Genomic DNA, 16,952 nt, shown 5'->3' on the forward strand with positions numbered 1-16,952 from the left:
TTGCAGATTGCAGCTTACAGTATTATTTTTATCGCAGTTTTGGTTTTTAATTCACATCACTTTATCGCGGTCAAACAAAAATATAATCTGTCGTCTAAAGAATCTCTTTAAAAGTAATTTTGATATTTTTTATTGGTTTAAAATTATAAAATTACGAGAATCTTAACAGGTTTATACAGCAGGAATGAGTATTTTTCATTCCTGTTTTTTTTTGCTCAAAACAGAAAAATAAAAAGAAAAGATTCCATACCCAAAATAGATTTATATTTTATGAAAAATACTAAACTTCAAGCCTTTATTCCTTTATTTTATTTAGTGTGGTCAGACGATCATTTAACCCAGAAAGAGTTTGCTACTTTAAAAGAATTTATTGTTTCCAAAACCGGAATTTCTGTTGAAGATCAGGATTTTCTTTTATCAAAAATAGATATTTCTAATCCGCCTTCGCGAAATGAACTTGCGCAATGGAAATCGGATATTGAGAAAATCATTCAAAACAAACCTTTTATAAAAAGCGTTTTTGAACTTGCCGGAGCACTTTCAGAAAAAGATTCAGACATTTATGTATCAGAATCTGACTTTTTACAGTTAGAAAATGATCTTGGAATTTTAGGCGAAGAAGTAATTCAGAACTTTAAAACCAAAGCCAATTCTTTTACAGCCAATTCGCAGACTACTTCTAATTTTGATATTCAAAAAATAACAGCACTATTAGACGGCAGAGAAGCAGCAATAATAAAAAAAGTAAAATCGGTAATTTCCAGACCCGAATTTGCTTACGAAACTTCTACCGATATTCATGTTTTCAGAGAAACTGTTTACAAGTGGTGCAAAATCCTGGCCGATGAAAATCTCGGAAATATGGCGTATCCAAAGCAATATGGAGGAGGCGAAAACATAGCCGACTATTTTGCAATTATGGAGACGCTGAGTTACCACGATTTAAGCTTAGTGATTAAATTTGGCGTTCAGTTTGGACTTTGGGGAATGAGTGTTCAATCGTTAGGAACAGAAAAACATTATGCAAAATACCTAAAAGATATTGGATCTCTGAAACTTCCGGGCTGTTTTGCCATGACCGAAACACACCACGGATCTAATGTAAAAGGCTTAGAAACCACTGCAACATACAATCATAATGATCAGACTTTTACCATTCATACACCCAATAAAAATGCTCAAAAAGAATATATAGGAAACGCAGCCGTTCACGGACAAATGGCGACTGTTTTTGCTAAATTAATTATAGACGATCATGATTACGGTGTAAACGCTTTTGTAGTTCCGTTACGTGATTCTAATGGAAAAGTAGTCGATGGCGTTACCATTGGCGACTGCGGGCATAAAATGGGCTTAAATGGTGTAGATAACGGAACAATAAGTTTTGATCAGGTTAAAATTCCGAAAGAAAATATGCTCGATCGTTTTGCTTCTGTAAACGAAAAAGGAGAATTCGAAAGTCCGATCCCGAGTGATAATCGTAGATTTTTTACCATGTTAGGAACTTTGGTTGGAGGAAGAATAGGAATTCCGCGTTCGGCATTAGCAGCAGCAAAATCCGGATTAACAATTGCGATTCGATACAGCGACCAGCGCAGACAGTTTGGTCCTGAAGGCGGTGCCGAAGTGCCGATTTTAAACTACAGAATGCATCAACGCAGACTCTTACCGCCATTGGCAAAAACCTATGCCGTTCATTTTGCACTGCAATATCTTACCAATAGATTTTTGAATAAAACAGAAGCCGAAATGCAGGAAATAGAAGCTCTTGCTGCAGGAATGAAATCGTATTCGACCTGGAGTACCAGAGATATTCTGCAGGAATGCCGAGAAGCTTGCGGCGGAAAAGGATATTTGTCTGAAAACCGAATCGATGCTTTAAAAAATGACACCGAAATTTATACCACTTTTGAAGGTGATAATACTGTTTTAATGCAGCTTACAGCCAAAAACCGATTGTCAGAATTTAGAAAGTCATTTGGAGAAATGGGATCTCTGGGCATCATTAATTATGTATATGAAAATGCCAAAACCGCAATTTCAGAAAAGAACCCAATTGCAACACGAAAAACTGACGAAGAGCATTTGCTGGACGGAGAATTTCATCTTCAGGCTTTCGTTCACAGAGAAAAGACAATTTTAGCATCGGCTGCAAGACGTATCAAAAAGTTAGTAGACAGCGGTTTAGAACCTTATGATGCCGTAAATGTGGTACAGCATCAAATGATAGATGTTTCTCAGGCTTATTTAGAGCGAGTAGTTTTAGAGCAATTTCAAAAAGCAATAGAAACAATTGAAGATCAGCAGGTAAAAAATATTCTGCAAAAACTGAATCAATTATATGCACTTTCGCAAATCGAAAAAAACAAAGCCTGGTATCTTGAAGATGGTTATATGGAGGCAGTAAAAACCAAAGCAATCCGTAAAATGGTCAATCAGCTTTGCTGGGACATAAGACCAGATGCCGTTGCACTTGTAAATGCATTTGATATTCCGGAAAGTTGTCTTGCAGCACCAATTGCAGCACTTTAAATATTAGCTTCAGCAAAAATAAAAGATTAAATAAATCTTTTATTTTTGCTTGAAAAAAAACTTAGAACCTTAGCATCTCAGCACCTTTGAAAAAAAAATTACTGCTTTTTTTTATTATACTACTCAACTTTCCAGTTTTTGCCTCGGATGGTTCAGCTGTTATTTTGTCAAAATTAAATGATGCCTTAAAAAACAAGCCTCATTACGTAAGACTTAAAGAAGAGCGGATTTTAAATTTCAAAAAAATAAAATCAGACAACTTAACAAAAGAGCAGGAGTATAATTATAATAAAAGTCTGTATTTCGAATATCAAAAATTCAATTCAGATTCAGCAATTCGATATGTAAAAAAGAACCTCAAAATTGCAGATGAACTTAAAAATATTGATTTACTCAATTTGGCTCAATTGCAATTAGTTACACTTTATTCCTCATCGGGAAAGTACCGGGAATCTGAAGCTCTTTTAAAAAGTGTCAATAAAAAAACATTAAATAAAGCACTGCTTCCTAATTATTATGTGTCTTATAGAGAATTCTTTGAGCATTATGCGGCCAATAGTTATGATGAGGTGTATAGAGAGCAGATTATTAAGTATAGGGATTCTCTCTTAACGATTTTAGATCCTAAAACTTTAGATTTTAAAATAAATCGAATTCAGCAGGACATTTCTCAAAAAAAATACGGAAACAGCGAAAAACAGTTACTCGGTTTATTAAAAATTACCAAAGATGATAATCCGCAATATGCAATGATTACGTATCTTTTGGGTAAACTCTACGAAGCCACAAACCAATTAGAATTAAGAAAGAAATATTATGCTCTTTCTGCTTCTTCTGATTTAAAAAATGCTAATAAAGACAATGCTTCACTGCAGGAATTGGCTCTTGTTTTTTACGAAATCGGCGATGTAGATATGGCGTATAAACTGACACAATCGGCAATTGAAGATGCGCTGTATTGCAATGTGCAGTTTCGCACGCTTTTAATGTCCGAAGTTTATTCGATTATAAATACAGTATATTTAGAAAAAGAAGCCAAACGTAAGACAGAATTACAGCTTTATCTGTTGTGTATCAGTCTGCTTTCTGCATTTTTATTTGCAGCGATTATTTACGTTTACATCCAAATGAAAAAGGTTTCAAAAATTAGAAGTGAACTTTATGAAACCAGTCAGAAATTGGCCGAGTTAAATAAAGATATTACAGAAACCAACCAGCAGCTGCAGGAAACAAATTCTCAATTATCAGAATCCAATCACGTTAAGGAAGAATACATTGCGCATTTTTTCAGCCTGTGTTCGACTTATATCAATAAACTGGAAAATTACCGAATCATATTAAACAAAAAAGCAGCAGCAAAACAGTTTGATGAGATTTATAAAATTTTAAAATCAACTACTTTGGTTGATAATGAATTGGAGGAATTGTATAAAAACTTTGATATTATCTTTTTGAATTTGTATCCCACTTTCGTGAAAGACTTCAACACACTTTTGATTAAGGAAGAACAAATTGTTTTAAAACAAGGAGAATTACTAAATACTGAACTTCGCATTTTTGCTTTGATCCGACTTGGGATTACTGACAGCGTAAAAATAGCGGCGTTTTTAAGATATTCTTTAAGCACAATTTACAATTACCGCACAAGGGCACGAAATAAAGCGGCAGTTTCACGAAATGATTTTGAAGAAATGGTTATAAAAATTGGCACTTTTTCGTCAAATAAGTAAAAAATAATTTCAAAATCACTACTTTTTTTAGCTTTTATTTTTATTTAAAATACTGTAAATTAGTATTTTAATTTTTTAAGTCACTACTTTTTTACGTTTAAAAATCTAACGTGAACTATAACGTTTTAGTTTTACAATATTATTAAAAGGTACTTTTGACCACTAGTACCTTTGTTGTAAATTAATGCTTTAATAAATTACTTATTATGTTTAAAAACGTTAAAACAATTGTTGTTTTACTTTTGCTGAGCTCTTTTGGAATAAATGCACAGAGCAAACTTCCGGTTTATCTAGATGATAAAAAACCAATGGACGAACGTGTGGAAGATGCGCTTAAGCGAATGACAACCGAAGAGAAAATTGCCATTATTCACGCGCAGTCTAAATTTAGTTCTCCCGGTGTAAAACGTCTTGGAATTCCAGAAAACTGGATGACCGACGGACCGCACGGAATTCGTACCGAAGTAAAATGGGACGAGTGGGATCAGGCAGGATGGACAAACGATTCTTGTATTGCTTTTCCGGCGCTTACGGCACTTTCTTCTACCTGGAACAAAGAATTAGCTTCTTTATATGGTAAATCTATTGGAGAAGAAGCACGTTACAGAAATAAAAATGTATTATTAGGACCTGGAGTTAATATTTACAGAAGTCCGCTAAACGGACGTAACTTTGAATACATGGGAGAAGACCCGTTTTTGGCTTCAAAAATGGTCGTTCCTTATATTAAAGGAGTTCAGTCCAATGGAGTTGCAGCCTGTGTGAAGCATTTTGCATTAAACAATCAGGAAACAAACCGTAATTCGGTAAACGTAATTGTTGACGATCGTGCGTTGTACGAAATTTATCTTCCGGCTTTTAAAGCTGCAGTTCAGGAAGGTGATGTATGGTCGATTATGGGATCTTACAATAAATACAAAGGTCAGCAATGCTGCCACAACGAATATTTATTAAACGATATTCTTCGCGGAGAATGGGGTTTTAAAGGTGTTGTGGTTTCAGACTGGGGAGGAGTAAACGATACCAAACAATCTATTCATAATGGTTTGGATATGGAATTTGGTTCTTGGACAAACGGACTTTCTTGGGGAACAAGCAACGCTTACGATAACTATTATCTGGCAAAACCTTACTCTGAAATGATTAGAAAAGGCGAAATTGGAACAAAAGAATTAGATGAAAAAGTACGTCGCGTGCTGCGTTTGTCTTTCTTGACTACAATGGACAGAAATCGTCCTTTTGGATCTTTTGGAACAGAAGAACATGCGATTGCAGGCCGTAAAATTGCTGAAGAAGGAATCGTATTGCTGCAAAACAATAATAACGTTCTTCCAATCAATCTTTCTAAAACTAAAAAAATTGCTGTAATTGGCGAAAATGCAATCAAAATGATGACTGTTGGAGGAGGAAGTTCTTCTCTTAAAGCAAGATACGAAATTACACCTCTTGAAGGTTTAAAGAAAAAGATTGGCAATCAGGCAGAAATAGTCTATGCTCGTGGTTATGTTGGAGATCCAACAAGTAATTATAACGGAGTTATTGCAAAAGTAAGTCTGGAAGAAAAACGTTCTCAGGCTGAGTTAACTGCAGAAGCTTTAAAAGCAGCTAAAGATGCTGATATTGTGCTTTTTATTGGAGGTTTGAATAAAAGTGAAAATCAGGATGATGAAGGACATGATCGTAAAGAACTGGGATTGCCATACGGTCAGGATAAATTGATCAGCGAATTGGCGAAAGTAAATAAAAATATTGTTTTCATTAATATTTCAGGAAATGCTGTAGCAATGCCGTGGATTAAAGAAGTTCCGGGAATTGTTCAGGGATGGTTTTTAGGTACAGAAGCAGGAAACGCATTGGCAAATGTTTTGGTTGGAGATGTAAATCCGTCTGGAAAACTTTCTTTTACTTTCCCTGTAAAACTGGCTGATAACGGTGCTCACGCTTTAGGAGAGTTTCCTGGAGGAGATGAAGTAAAATACAACGAAGGAATTTTTGTAGGTTACCGCTGGGCAGACAAACAGAAAGTAAAACCGTTGTTTTCTTTTGGACACGGATTAAGCTACACTACTTTTGCTTATGGAAAAGTTACTGCCGATAAAAAACAAATTAATGCAGGAGATAAAATCACATTTTCAGTTTCTGTAAAAAATACAGGAAGTCGCGAAGGTTCAGAAGTTGTACAGCTTTATATTAGCGATTTAAAATCATCACTGCCTCGTCCGATAAAAGAATTAAAAGGATTTGAGAAAATTTCGCTTAAAGCGGGAGAAGAAAAAACAGTCACTTTTACAATTGACAAAACAGCTTTGAGTTTCTTTGATGATAAAAAACACGAATGGGTTGCTGAACCAGGTGATTTTGAAGCAATTATTGGAGCTTCTTCTACAGACATAAAATCTAAAGTGAATTTCTCACTTAAATAAGTTTTTATATTTCTAAATTGGTTGGTTTGTAAAGCTGCAATTTTTATCATTGCAGCTTTGCTTTATATTTTAAATTGAATGTAAAATAATAGATGTTAGAAGTTTTCATCTATAAACAATAAATTTTTATGAAACGAATAGTACTATTTACAGCCGTGTTTTTTTTAATTCAAAATCTTTCGGCTCAAAGTCTCAATAAAATGCAATGGTTTAATGAACCTGAAAAATGGGAAATTAAAAACAATGCTTTAATCATGAATGTAACTGCAAACAGCGATTATTGGAGAATTTCGCATTACGGCTTTACAGTGGATGATGCACCTTTTTATTACGCCAATTACGGAGGTGAGTTTGAAGCAAAAGTAAAACTGACGGGAAATTATATCGCTCGTTTTGATCAAATGGGATTGATGATTCGTGTTGACGAAAAAAATTACATCAAAACAGGAGTGGAGTTTGTAGACGGTAAATTCAACATTAGTACCGTAGTAACTCACGACAAAAGCGATTGGAGCGTAACAACTTTGGAAAAAGCACCGCCATATATTTGGATAAAAGTGGTAAGAAGATTAGACGCAGTCGAAGTATTTTTTTCCTATGATGATAAAACGTATATCATGACCAGAAATGCTCCACTGCAGGATAATACGCCAGTAATGGTTGGCTTAATGGCAGCTTCTCCAGACGGCAAAGGTTTTGAAGCAAAATTTGAAAACTTTTCTGTTAAACATTTACCAGATCAACGTCGTGCAGAATGGCTTAAAAATCATCAGTAATCATTTTAGTTATAAATTAATTTATAGCTAAATCGCTTTGATTGTAGTTAAATACGATATCATAATCTAAAATTATAAGTCTTAATTAAACCAAATTCTAATTTAAACTAACCTTCTAATTTAACCATGACCGAAATTAAACCAAAAAAACATTATGAAATTTTAGACGGCTTACGCGGTGTTGCGGCAATTATAGTAGTTGCATTTCACATTTTCGAAGCCTTTGCCGGCGGCAACCGATTTGTACAAATTATCAATCACGGTTATCTTGCCGTTGATTTCTTTTTTCTTTTATCCGGATTTGTAGTCGCTTATGCTTACGATGATCGCTGGGGTCAACTTACGCAATGGGAATTTTACAAACGACGTTTAATTCGATTGCAGCCCATGGTAATTATGGGAATGATTATCGGTGCGGCATTTTATTATTTTCAGGCTTCAGATATTTTATTTCCGCAGATTGCCACAATGCCGGTTTGGAAATTAATTTTGGTTATGTTCATCGGATTTACTTTAATTCCGCTCACGCCGTCAACAGAAATTAGAGGCTGGGGCGAAATGCATCCGTTAAACGGTCCCGCGTGGTCATTATTTTTCGAATATATAGCAAACATTTTATATGCTTTAATCTTCAGGAGATTTTCAAAAAAAGTAATGGGAATATTTGTTTTACTATTTGCCGGAATGTTAATCAATTATACTGTTTTTGGACCAAAAGGTGATGTTATTGGCGGTTGGTCTCTTAATCTGGAACAGCTTAATGTTGGTTTTACCCGTTTATTATATCCCTTCTTTGCCGGAGTTTTGCTTTCCCGTTTAGGAAAACTAATTCATATAAAAGGAGCTTTTTGGGTTTGCAGTTTATTTATCACTATTATTTTGTGCGTTCCAAGAATTGGAGATGAGAACAGTTTATGGATGAATGGTATTTACGAATCGGTTTGTATTATTCTTTTATTTCCGCTGATTGTTTCAATTGGAGCAGGAGGAGAGATTAAAAATCCGTTTTCGCTAAAAATCTGCAAGGTTTTAGGAGATATTTCATATCCGATTTATATTACCCATTATCCGCTTATTTATTGGTTTACAGTTTGGGTTGTAGATAATAAAGTATCGATGGAAAATGGTTATCTACAGGGAATCGGAGTTTTATTGGCGAGTATTGTATTGGCTTACTTATGTTTGAAATTGTACGATGAACCTGTACGCAGATGGCTTCAGAATAAATTTCAAAAAAGAAAAGTTTCTTTGTAGGTTCAAAGGGGCAAAAGGGCAAAGGTTCAGAGGAACAAAGGTTCAGAGGTTGAAGGAAAAAACCTTTGTTCCTTTGAACCTTTGCCACTCTGAACCTTAAATAAATAAGACAATCAAAGAAAAACCTCTGCTCCTTTGAAATGATATTAAAAAAAAGGGATGAAACTATAAAAGTTTCATCCCTTTTGTATTTAGTTCAATCGGAGAAAACCTCAGTCACTTTGAACCTTTGTCTCTCAGAGCCTTAAAATTTATTCTAAAACCAATTCTGCTAACGCTTCTTTGGTAAAGCCTTTTAGCTCATCTGTTTTTCCTGCTTTAATTTTAGCTGCCCAGTTCGGGTCAGATAATAGAGGTCTTCCAACGGCAACCAAATCAAAATCGCCTCTGTCAAAACGTCTGTTTAATTCTTCTAAAGAAGTTGGTTGTGAACTTTCTCCGGCAAATGCACCAAAGAAATCACCAGAAAGCCCAACAGAACCAACTGTAATTGTTGGCGCTCCAGTTACTTTTTTAGCCCATCCTGCAAAATTCAAATCAGAATCTTCAAATTCAGGTTCCCAGAATCTGCGTTGTGAAGCATGTATAATATCAACTCCGGCATCTACAAGAGGAGTAAGCCAAGCTTCTAATTCCTGCGGATTTTTTGCCAGTTTATAATTGTAATCAGAAGGTTTAAATTGAGAAAAGCGCATAATAACAGCAAAATCATTTCCCACTTGTTTTCTAATTTCTTTTACCACTTCAATAGCAAAACGGTTACGTTCCGGTAATGTTTTTCCGCCGTAAATATCTTCACGTAAATTAGTTTCAGCTCTAAAAAACTGGTCAATTAAATAACCATGGGCACCGTGAATTTCGATTGTATCAAAACCTAATCTTTTTGCATCAGCAGCAGCTTTTCCAAAAGCAATAATAGTATCTTCAATATCTTTTTCAGACATCGCAATTCCGTTTCTAAAATCAGGTCTGTTTAATCCAGAAGGACCTTCAAAAGGAACGGGAGGAACCCACCCAGAATGGTGATTATCCATAATTCCCATATGCCAGATCTGCGGTCCCATTTGTCCGCCCGCAGCGTGAACTTCGTCAATTACTTTCTTCCATCCGTTTAGAGCTAAATCTCCGTGAAAATGCGGTACATTAGCATCATTAGAAGAAGATTTTCTGTCGATAACAGTTCCTTCAGACAATATTAATCCAACTTCTCCTGCAGCTCTTTTTTCGTAGTAAGCTGCTACATCTTCGGTTGGAACTCCGTTTGGAGAAAATGAGCGCGTCATTGGCGCCATTACGATTCGGTTTTTAAGATTTAACGTTTTTAAGTTAAATGGCGAAAACAGGTTGTTTGTACTCATAGTAATTTTACAAATTTGATTGAATTAATTTACTGAGTGCTTCAAAGGCACCTTCGTTGCGTTTATAGTAAGTCCATTGGCCAACACGTTTTGCTTCGATGAAACCAGCACGTTGTAAAATAGACAAGTATTCAGAAACTGTCGATTGTGTTAAGCCGGCTTTGGCCTGAATCTGCCCAACACAAACTCCATGTTCAAATCCTGCATGCTGGAGTTGATCCGGAAAGTTAATTTCGGGTTCTTTGAGCCATTCCAGCATTTGCAATCTGGACTTATTGGACAATGCTTTAAATATTTCTATAGCTTCCATGCTGCAAATATATCGACTTTTCCCGATATACCAATTTAAAGAAATTTTTTTAGCAAAAAATTAAGATGCAGGAGGTAAAAAGTAGAAGATTTTAGTAAAGAAAATTTATATTTGCTTTGTATTAATCTTGCAGAGTTTAACACAAACACGTCATTTTTACGAAGAAGAAATCATATTAGCAGATAGATATATATTTATGATCTTCTTTGAGGATTTTGAATTTGATTCTACTTCATTAAAATGATAAAAAATGAAAAAACAGCAAGATTTTAAGCAAGCCCCAATAAATAACTTAATCATACTATGAAGAAAACTGTACTTATTTTAGGATTTTTATTTTGCATAATTACGAGTTCACAAGCTCAGGTTGTAGGAACAGATGTTGGTGATATTGCACCAGAAATTGATCTTCCTGATGCAAAAGGAAATATGATTGCGCTGTCGTCTTTAAGAGGCTCAATTGTTTTGGTTGATTTTTGGGCTTCCTGGTGCGGACCCTGCATTAAAGAACAGCCTGGATTAATAAAACTGCACAATACTTATCTGGATAAATTTTCGATTTACGGAGTTTCTATGGATACGAAGAAACCGCTTTGGACGGGTGCAATCGCAAAAGCAAAATTACCTTGGACAAATGTAAGCGATTTGAAATATTGGAAATCTCCGGTGATTGGAGATTATATGCTGCAATCGGTGCCGCTTAATTTTCTGTTGGATAAAAACGGAATTATCTTAGCAAAAAACATTCACGGAAAAGCTTTGGAAGATATGGTTAACGGCTTGTTGGTTAAGTAAATATCATTAAATGAAATTTCACAATTTATGTATAGGTACCAATGGCTCTTTTGAAGTTTATCAAAAGATAACTAATTTATTAGGTGTAAATCCTAATGAAGAAGAAGGTTTTGAAATATGGACTTATCAAGTTGTAACTTATGAAGAAGATGAGTATTTTGATTATATAAATGCGTTTTTAAATTTGCTGGAACCAAACTTCGAAAAACTTAAGGATTTAAATATTTATCAAGAAGATGTAACTATTTGGCTTTTTTATGAATATGAAAAACAATGCTCAATGTCATTTAATCCGCAAGAAACGAAAAGATTGGGAGAAAGTGGAGTCTCATTGAATATTGATTGTATAAAGAAAGAAATTTATAAATAAAAACAACATTGACTTTAAAATAAGGCAATTTTAAAAAACAATATTTTAAAGTAAAATGAAATCAAAACTCAGTATAACAGAATTCAGAGCGAGATTAAATAACAATATAGAAATTGGTTCTGTAAAAGTAAAATTAAGTACGTTTAGATTATTTCCTAGATTTGGAGGATCAAAGCCTTTTTATGGTCATTTTGATGATACTGATTTTCGTTTAACCCTAAATTCAGAACTATCACCAACAATTTTTGTTGTAAAAGGAAAATATAAAAGTGTTGATAATTTACTTAAATTAGATTACATAGTTGAACCAAACAGTAAATTTCAGTCGATTTGGGTGGAATATTTTCCAATAGTTTTAATTGTTGCGATTAATTTATTTTTTCTTTTTTTTGGAAAAGGTTTACGAAGAGCTTCTACAATTGTCAACTTGTTTTTACTTTTTATGGCTTTTTATTCCAGATGGAAAGAGAATAGAAAAAAGAAAAAATTAGAGCAAAAATTTTTAAGGATTTTTGAGATAATAGAATAAGAAAATCAATCTGGAATTTCTAACCTGAAACCTGAAACCTGAAACAAAGAAAACCTGAAACAAACCTTTAGAAAAATAATTCTAAACAAAGTCATCAAAAAAATAAATGGAAGAGAATTTAAAAATTTACGAAAAGACAATTAAGAAAAAACATAGTTTCGCTTCACCAAAATTTACAGAAGAATTTCGTACCGCATTGAGTAAAACAGTTTTTATTCCTATCGCTGAAAAAACAATTTCAAAATTAGATTGGGATATCGTCTATAAAAACGAAAACTCAATCGAGGCAAAAAGAAAAGTAAGCTCATTTGGACTTGATCAATACACTGAAACAGTTACGATAACGTATAATCACGGAAATGTTGAAGTAAAAAGCGAATCGTTAGGGAGTGAAATTTGGGATAATGGGCGTAATTCTAAAAGAGCAAGATTATTTATTTATGCTTTTAAGGAAACTGAAGCTGAATTTGATAAAGAAGCATTAAACGAACTTGAAAGGGAAACTGAAAAGAAAAATAATTGGGACGATTATATAGTTCCAGAAGATTTACCACAGCCCAACGAAGTAAAAAAGAAAAATTTTTCAATTTTACTAATTGGAGGTTTGTTTATCTCGTTATTGCTTGGTTTTATAGTAGCAGAACTTTCAGTACATTTTATATATTTTATTGGAGTTTATGAGGTTTTAGTTGGAATTGCAATCTCTCTTTTATTGAAACATGTAATCAAATTGTCCAATTTTACAGAAATACCTAAAATTCAGTATCTTTTAATGGGAATGGTATTTTTGACATACCTTTCAAATCAATATTTTCAAATGGAAATTATTTTAAGTGAAAATAATTATGAGAGAATCAGTTTTTTTGAATTTTTAAAAATCAGGCTTGAAGAAGGTTTGACAATAAAAACTTTAAATACAGGATGGATTGGGATGATAATAAGCTGGATTCTTCAATTAGTTTTAACCTATTATGTTGCATTTTTACGAGTACTTTCTGTTGTAACCACTTATCAGCTTGAGAGAATTCCCGTTGAAGTTTTAGATTTCAGTACGTACCATTTTATAAAAGGAAAATCTGAAGTTGAAGTTAGAAATGAACTTTCTCAGAAAGGTTGGGCAACAATCGAAAATCAAGATGAAGTTTTTGAGGCACTTGGTGCAGTTTATGGAAAAATAGAATTGATTAGATTAAAATAATATTTTAAGTTTTTTGTTTCAAGTTTCAGGTTTCAAGTTTTGCAAAACTTTGCGTTCATTGTGTTAACCTTTGCGATCTGTGCGGTTAAATTAAAGGCAAAGCATATCAACCTGAAACAAAGAAAACCTTAAACAAAAAAAGTCCATTATAATGGACTTTTTTTTAATTATTCTTCTTCTGTACTTGCCTTTTTAACGCCTCCAAAACTCGTTTTCATCATTTCTCTAATCTGGAATTGTGTTTTATTTCTCGTAACATTCTTCCATTCTTTTAAATCGTAAATATGTATTCCGTCCGAATATGGATTGGTAACAAATGAAATTCTCGAAATAGTATACTTATAGTATTTTAATTCCTGAGAAACATGACGATCCGGAACTACAATAAGAATGTTTTCCCATTTTAAAAAATCCTTTGGGATATCATCTCTTTCTAGTAATCCGAGAGATTCAAAAAAAGCATTGATCTTTTGATCATTAAGTTGGTTTATCTTATGATCAATAGTTTTAAATGTGCTATGAAGTCTATTTTCATTAATAATAGCACTCATGATAATTGTCTTTTTTATTATATTTTAATATAAAGTTACATCAAAAGAGATTGAATTTTAAAATTTAAACCGCATAGAATGATTCTAAATTTTAAAACGTGTTTTCTTCTCTATTTTTACGGCATAGTAATTAGGTTTTGATAAAATACTATTAATATTTTTTCATTAAAAGCTTTAATTTTATCCTTCTAACTACCACCACATTTATGAAAACTATTTTTACCAAAAAATTATTGCTCTCGTTTATTTTTTTAGTGTCCAGTTTTGCATTTGCACAAAAACCGGTGAGAGAATTGATACTGCTGGATAAAGACTGGCGATTTTCTTTTGGTCATTTGTACGACACTCAAAAAGATTTTGGTCATGCCGAAGGTTATTTTTCCTATTTAACCAAAACCGGATTTGGCGATGGTCCCGCAGCTCCGGGATTTGACGATCGTGCCTGGAGAAAACTGGATTTACCGCACGATTGGGCAGTAGAACAGCCTTTTAGCAAAAACGGAAGTTTCAGCCACGGATTTAAAACTTCGGGTAAAAATTTTCCTGAGAAAAGCATTGGCTGGTACAGAAAGAAGATCAATATTACAGAAAAGGATCTGGGACGAATTATTTCTCTAAAATTTGATGGTGTATTTAGAAATTCAAAAGTGTTTTTTAACGGGCATTTTCTGGGAACACAAGAAAGCGGTTATAACGGATTTGAATATGATGTTACGGCATATGTAAATTATGGAGGCGAAAACACAATTGTTGTCCGCGTTGATGCTTCTATGGAAGAAGGCTGGTTTTATGAAGGAGCCGGAATTTACAGGCACGTTTATCTGCAGAAAACAAATCCGATTCATATTGTTCAAAATGGAACTTATGTGACCACAGTGATAGAAAATAATACTGCAGAAATAACTATAGAAACCACACTAGAAAACAAAGGGAATTATAAAGGTCCGATTAAAGTTGTACAAACAATTGTTGATAAAAATGGAGTAGAATATACACAACTTTCGGAGCAGTTTGCAGCACCGGATTTTTATAAAACAACAAAACATCTTGTAAAAATTAAACCCGATAAGCCAATTTTTTTATGGAGTATTGAGACTCCTGATTTATACGAATTGATTACTGAGGTGGTGCAAGATGGAAAAAATATTGATGTTTACAAAACAACTTTCGGAATCAGATCTATGCGGTTTGATGCAGAAAAAGGTTTCTTTTTGAATGGAAAACCATTAAAACTTAAAGGAACAAACAATCATCAGGATCATGCGGGAATTGGTACGGCGCTGCCAGATGATATTCAATATTACAGAATTAAGAAATTAAAAGAAATGGGTTCCAATGCCTACCGTTGTTCGCACCATCCGCCAACACCGGAATTGCTTGATGCCTGCGATAAACTCGGAATGCTGGTAATTGACGAAACGCGATTAATGGGAATTAACGATTATCATCTCAATGATTTAAAACGAATGATTGAACGGGACCGCAATCATCCAAGTATTTTCTGCTGGTCTGTAGGTAATGAAGAATGGAATATTGAAGGCGGTATTGCAGGTGAGAGAATTACAAATGTAATGCAGCATTTTGCAAAAAGTATAGATTCTACACGACCAGTTACGGTAGGAATAAGCAGTGGTTTTAAAAGTGGTATTTCGTCGGTTGTAGAAATTATGGGTTACAATTATCTCGGAAACGGTGATATCGATGCGCATAGAAATCAATTTAAACAGCAGCCGGGAATGGGAACAGAGGAAGGTTCTACTTTTGCAACGCGAGGTGTTTATTTTACTGATGAAGCAAAACAGTATCAAAGTGCTTACGATAAAAAACCGCGTCCGACTTTTTACAGTATTGAAGAAGGATGGAAATTTTATGCCGAAAGACCTTATCTGGCCGGAATGTTTATCTGGACAGGTTTTGATTATCGCGGTGAACCAACTCCGTATGGCTGGCCTTCGGTTACGTCTTATTTCGGAATGATGGATGTATGCGGCTTCCCGAAAGACAATGTATATTATTTAAAATCATGGTGGGGAAATGAACCTGTTTTGCATTTGCTTCCGCATTGGAACTGGACTGGCTCGGAAGGAAAAGAAATTGAGGTTTGGGCGTATTCGAATTGTGATGAAGTGGAGCTTTTCTTAAACAATAAGAGTTTTGGCAAAAAGAAAATGGAACAAAACGGACATCTGGAATGGAAAGTAAATTATAAACCGGGAACTCTGAAAGCAGTCGGTTATAAAAATGGCAAAAAAATATTGACAGAAATCCAGAAAACTACAGGAAAATCAGAAAGCATAAATTTATCTGTCGATAAAGAAAACTATTCTGGGAAAGTTTCAGTTGTAACGGTTGAAACTCTGGATAAAAATGATCTGCATGTGCCAACGGACAATGATGAAATTACATTTTCTATAAAAGGAGGAAAAATTTTAGGTGTAGGAAACGGCGATCCGACTTCGTTAGAAAAAGATCAGTTTATTGATGCTGTTTCTTTGGTTGCAATAACAAATCTGCAGGAACAAAAAGGAACAAATGCTCTTCCTCAACAACTTTCAAATTATGAAGAAAAGGAGTGGAGAGAAGCTTTTAAAGATCGTGATTATAAAAAACAAGCACCGTCTTATATTTATAGAGGAGAATTTGATTTAAATAATGTTTCACCGTCAAATGTTATTAGTTTCTTTTATAAGAAAATCGGAGTAGAAACTGTCGTTTTTATTAACGGAAATAAAATTGAACCAAGCGCAGAGGACCCTCAAAAATATGCTTTGAATCCGGCAATTTTAAAAGAAGGTAAAAACTCAATTTATATTGCTGCAACACCTTTACAAAAAATAAAAGACTGGGATGTAATGAATACAGATCCCGGAATTATTCAGGTTATTACTCCGGCTGAATCTTGGAAAAGAAAGCTTTTTAATGGATACGCCCAGATCATTATTCAAAAAGATGAAAATACAGCTGAAGTTCTCTTAACTGCTTCTGGCAAAGGATTACGAACTGGAAAATTAATTATTAAAAATTAGTTTCAAATTTTATTTTTAAACCCGACAGGTTTTTAAAACTGTCGGGTTTACTTTGCAGTAAAACAACCTGAAACCTGAAACCTGAAACCTGAAACAAAAA

13 protein-coding genes are annotated in these 16,952 nt (G+C 34.0%); 10 read left to right on the forward strand and 3 right to left on the reverse strand.

Annotated features, from left to right (window positions below):
- The first annotated feature begins 270 nt into the window (after nucleotides 1-270).
- The 5 genes from B0A68_RS20585 to B0A68_RS20605 all read left to right on the forward strand — a co-directional run bounded on the left by B0A68_RS20585 (nucleotide 271) and on the right by B0A68_RS20605 (nucleotide 8,715).
- Entirely contained in the window at nucleotides 271-2,532 is a 2,262-nt protein-coding gene (locus B0A68_RS20585; RefSeq protein ID WP_035680554.1) for an acyl-CoA dehydrogenase family protein, read from the forward strand.
- Between the two features lie 86 nt (nucleotides 2,533-2,618).
- Nucleotides 2,619-4,262, forward strand: coding sequence for a DUF6377 domain-containing protein (locus tag B0A68_RS20590; RefSeq protein ID WP_035680551.1), 1,644 nt, complete (start codon nucleotides 2,619-2,621; stop codon nucleotides 4,260-4,262).
- A 206-nt stretch (nucleotides 4,263-4,468) separates the two neighbouring features.
- On the forward strand, nucleotides 4,469-6,685 hold the full coding sequence (locus tag B0A68_RS20595) for a glycoside hydrolase family 3 C-terminal domain-containing protein (RefSeq protein WP_035680548.1): 2,217 nt from the start codon (nucleotides 4,469-4,471) through the stop codon (nucleotides 6,683-6,685).
- A 128-nt stretch (nucleotides 6,686-6,813) separates the two neighbouring features.
- Nucleotides 6,814-7,461 carry a DUF1349 domain-containing protein gene (locus B0A68_RS20600; protein WP_035680546.1) on the forward strand — a complete coding sequence of 216 codons (648 nt, stop codon included), beginning with the start codon at nucleotides 6,814-6,816 and terminating at the stop codon, nucleotides 7,459-7,461.
- 126 nt (nucleotides 7,462-7,587) lie between these two features.
- Nucleotides 7,588-8,715 (forward strand): acyltransferase family protein, encoded by a 1,128-nt coding sequence (locus B0A68_RS20605; protein ID WP_035680543.1) that lies wholly within the window; start codon nucleotides 7,588-7,590, stop codon nucleotides 8,713-8,715.
- Between the two features lie 251 nt (nucleotides 8,716-8,966).
- On the opposite strand, the gene B0A68_RS20610 is transcribed toward B0A68_RS20605, so the two are convergent.
- Entirely contained in the window at nucleotides 8,967-10,073 is a 1,107-nt protein-coding gene (locus tag B0A68_RS20610) for an NADH:flavin oxidoreductase (protein WP_035680542.1), read from the reverse strand.
- Between the two features lie 7 nt (nucleotides 10,074-10,080).
- Nucleotides 10,081-10,383 carry an ArsR/SmtB family transcription factor gene (locus B0A68_RS20615; RefSeq protein ID WP_035680540.1) on the reverse strand — a complete coding sequence of 101 codons (303 nt, stop codon included), beginning with the start codon at nucleotides 10,381-10,383 and terminating at the stop codon, nucleotides 10,081-10,083.
- Nucleotides 10,384-10,686: 303 nt separating this feature from the next.
- Here B0A68_RS20615 and B0A68_RS20620 point away from each other — a divergent pair, with 303 nt between their 5' ends.
- The 4 genes from B0A68_RS20620 (at nucleotide 10,687) to B0A68_RS20635 (ending at nucleotide 13,275) form a co-directional block, all read left to right on the forward strand.
- Nucleotides 10,687-11,178 carry a TlpA family protein disulfide reductase gene (locus tag B0A68_RS20620; RefSeq protein ID WP_035680537.1) on the forward strand — a complete coding sequence of 164 codons (492 nt, stop codon included), beginning with the start codon at nucleotides 10,687-10,689 and terminating at the stop codon, nucleotides 11,176-11,178.
- Nucleotides 11,179-11,188: 10 nt separating this feature from the next.
- Nucleotides 11,189-11,548, forward strand: a complete 360-nt coding sequence (locus B0A68_RS20625) for a hypothetical protein (protein WP_035680534.1) — start codon at nucleotides 11,189-11,191, stop codon at nucleotides 11,546-11,548.
- A gap of 55 nt (nucleotides 11,549-11,603) precedes the next feature.
- Nucleotides 11,604-12,077 carry a hypothetical protein gene (locus tag B0A68_RS20630; protein ID WP_035680531.1) on the forward strand — a complete coding sequence of 158 codons (474 nt, stop codon included), beginning with the start codon at nucleotides 11,604-11,606 and terminating at the stop codon, nucleotides 12,075-12,077.
- Nucleotides 12,078-12,183: 106 nt separating this feature from the next.
- A complete protein-coding gene (locus tag B0A68_RS20635; RefSeq protein ID WP_035680529.1) occupies nucleotides 12,184-13,275 on the forward strand; it encodes a hypothetical protein in 1,092 nt (363 codons plus the stop codon).
- A gap of 167 nt (nucleotides 13,276-13,442) precedes the next feature.
- Here B0A68_RS20635 and B0A68_RS20640 read toward each other — a convergent pair whose 3' ends face one another.
- Nucleotides 13,443-13,826 carry a hypothetical protein gene (locus B0A68_RS20640; RefSeq protein WP_035680527.1) on the reverse strand — a complete coding sequence of 128 codons (384 nt, stop codon included), beginning with the start codon at nucleotides 13,824-13,826 and terminating at the stop codon, nucleotides 13,443-13,445.
- 206 nt (nucleotides 13,827-14,032) lie between these two features.
- Here B0A68_RS20640 and galA point away from each other — a divergent pair, with 206 nt between their 5' ends.
- Nucleotides 14,033-16,852, forward strand: a complete 2,820-nt coding sequence (gene galA, locus B0A68_RS20645; protein ID WP_035680525.1) for a beta-galactosidase GalA — start codon at nucleotides 14,033-14,035, stop codon at nucleotides 16,850-16,852.
- The last annotated feature ends 100 nt before the right edge of the window (nucleotides 16,853-16,952 follow it).

The organism is Flavobacterium reichenbachii, assembly GCF_002217435.1.
GTDB classification, from domain to species: Bacteria; Bacteroidota; Bacteroidia; order Flavobacteriales; family Flavobacteriaceae; genus Flavobacterium; species Flavobacterium reichenbachii.

Bases quoted from the DNA above. Each gene is read 5' to 3' on its own strand.
- B0A68_RS20585 (WP_035680554.1), top strand. From the start codon at position 271: ATGAAAAATACTAAACTTCAAGCCTTTATTCCTTTATTTTATTTAGTG.
- B0A68_RS20595 (WP_035680548.1), top strand. From the start codon at position 4,469: ATGTTTAAAAACGTTAAAACAATTGTTGTTTTACTTTTGCTGAGCTCT.
- B0A68_RS20600 (WP_035680546.1), top strand. From the start codon at position 6,814: ATGAAACGAATAGTACTATTTACAGCCGTGTTTTTTTTAATTCAAAAT.
- B0A68_RS20605 (WP_035680543.1), top strand. From the start codon at position 7,588: ATGACCGAAATTAAACCAAAAAAACATTATGAAATTTTAGACGGCTTA.
- B0A68_RS20610 (WP_035680542.1), bottom strand. From the start codon at position 10,073: ATGAGTACAAACAACCTGTTTTCGCCATTTAACTTAAAAACGTTAAAT.
- B0A68_RS20615 (WP_035680540.1), bottom strand. From the start codon at position 10,383: ATGGAAGCTATAGAAATATTTAAAGCATTGTCCAATAAGTCCAGATTG.
- B0A68_RS20620 (WP_035680537.1), top strand. From the start codon at position 10,687: ATGAAGAAAACTGTACTTATTTTAGGATTTTTATTTTGCATAATTACG.
- B0A68_RS20625 (WP_035680534.1), top strand. From the start codon at position 11,189: ATGAAATTTCACAATTTATGTATAGGTACCAATGGCTCTTTTGAAGTT.
- B0A68_RS20630 (WP_035680531.1), top strand. From the start codon at position 11,604: ATGAAATCAAAACTCAGTATAACAGAATTCAGAGCGAGATTAAATAAC.
- B0A68_RS20635 (WP_035680529.1), top strand. From the start codon at position 12,184: ATGGAAGAGAATTTAAAAATTTACGAAAAGACAATTAAGAAAAAACAT.
- B0A68_RS20640 (WP_035680527.1), bottom strand. From the start codon at position 13,826: ATGAGTGCTATTATTAATGAAAATAGACTTCATAGCACATTTAAAACT.
- galA (WP_035680525.1), top strand. From the start codon at position 14,033: ATGAAAACTATTTTTACCAAAAAATTATTGCTCTCGTTTATTTTTTTA.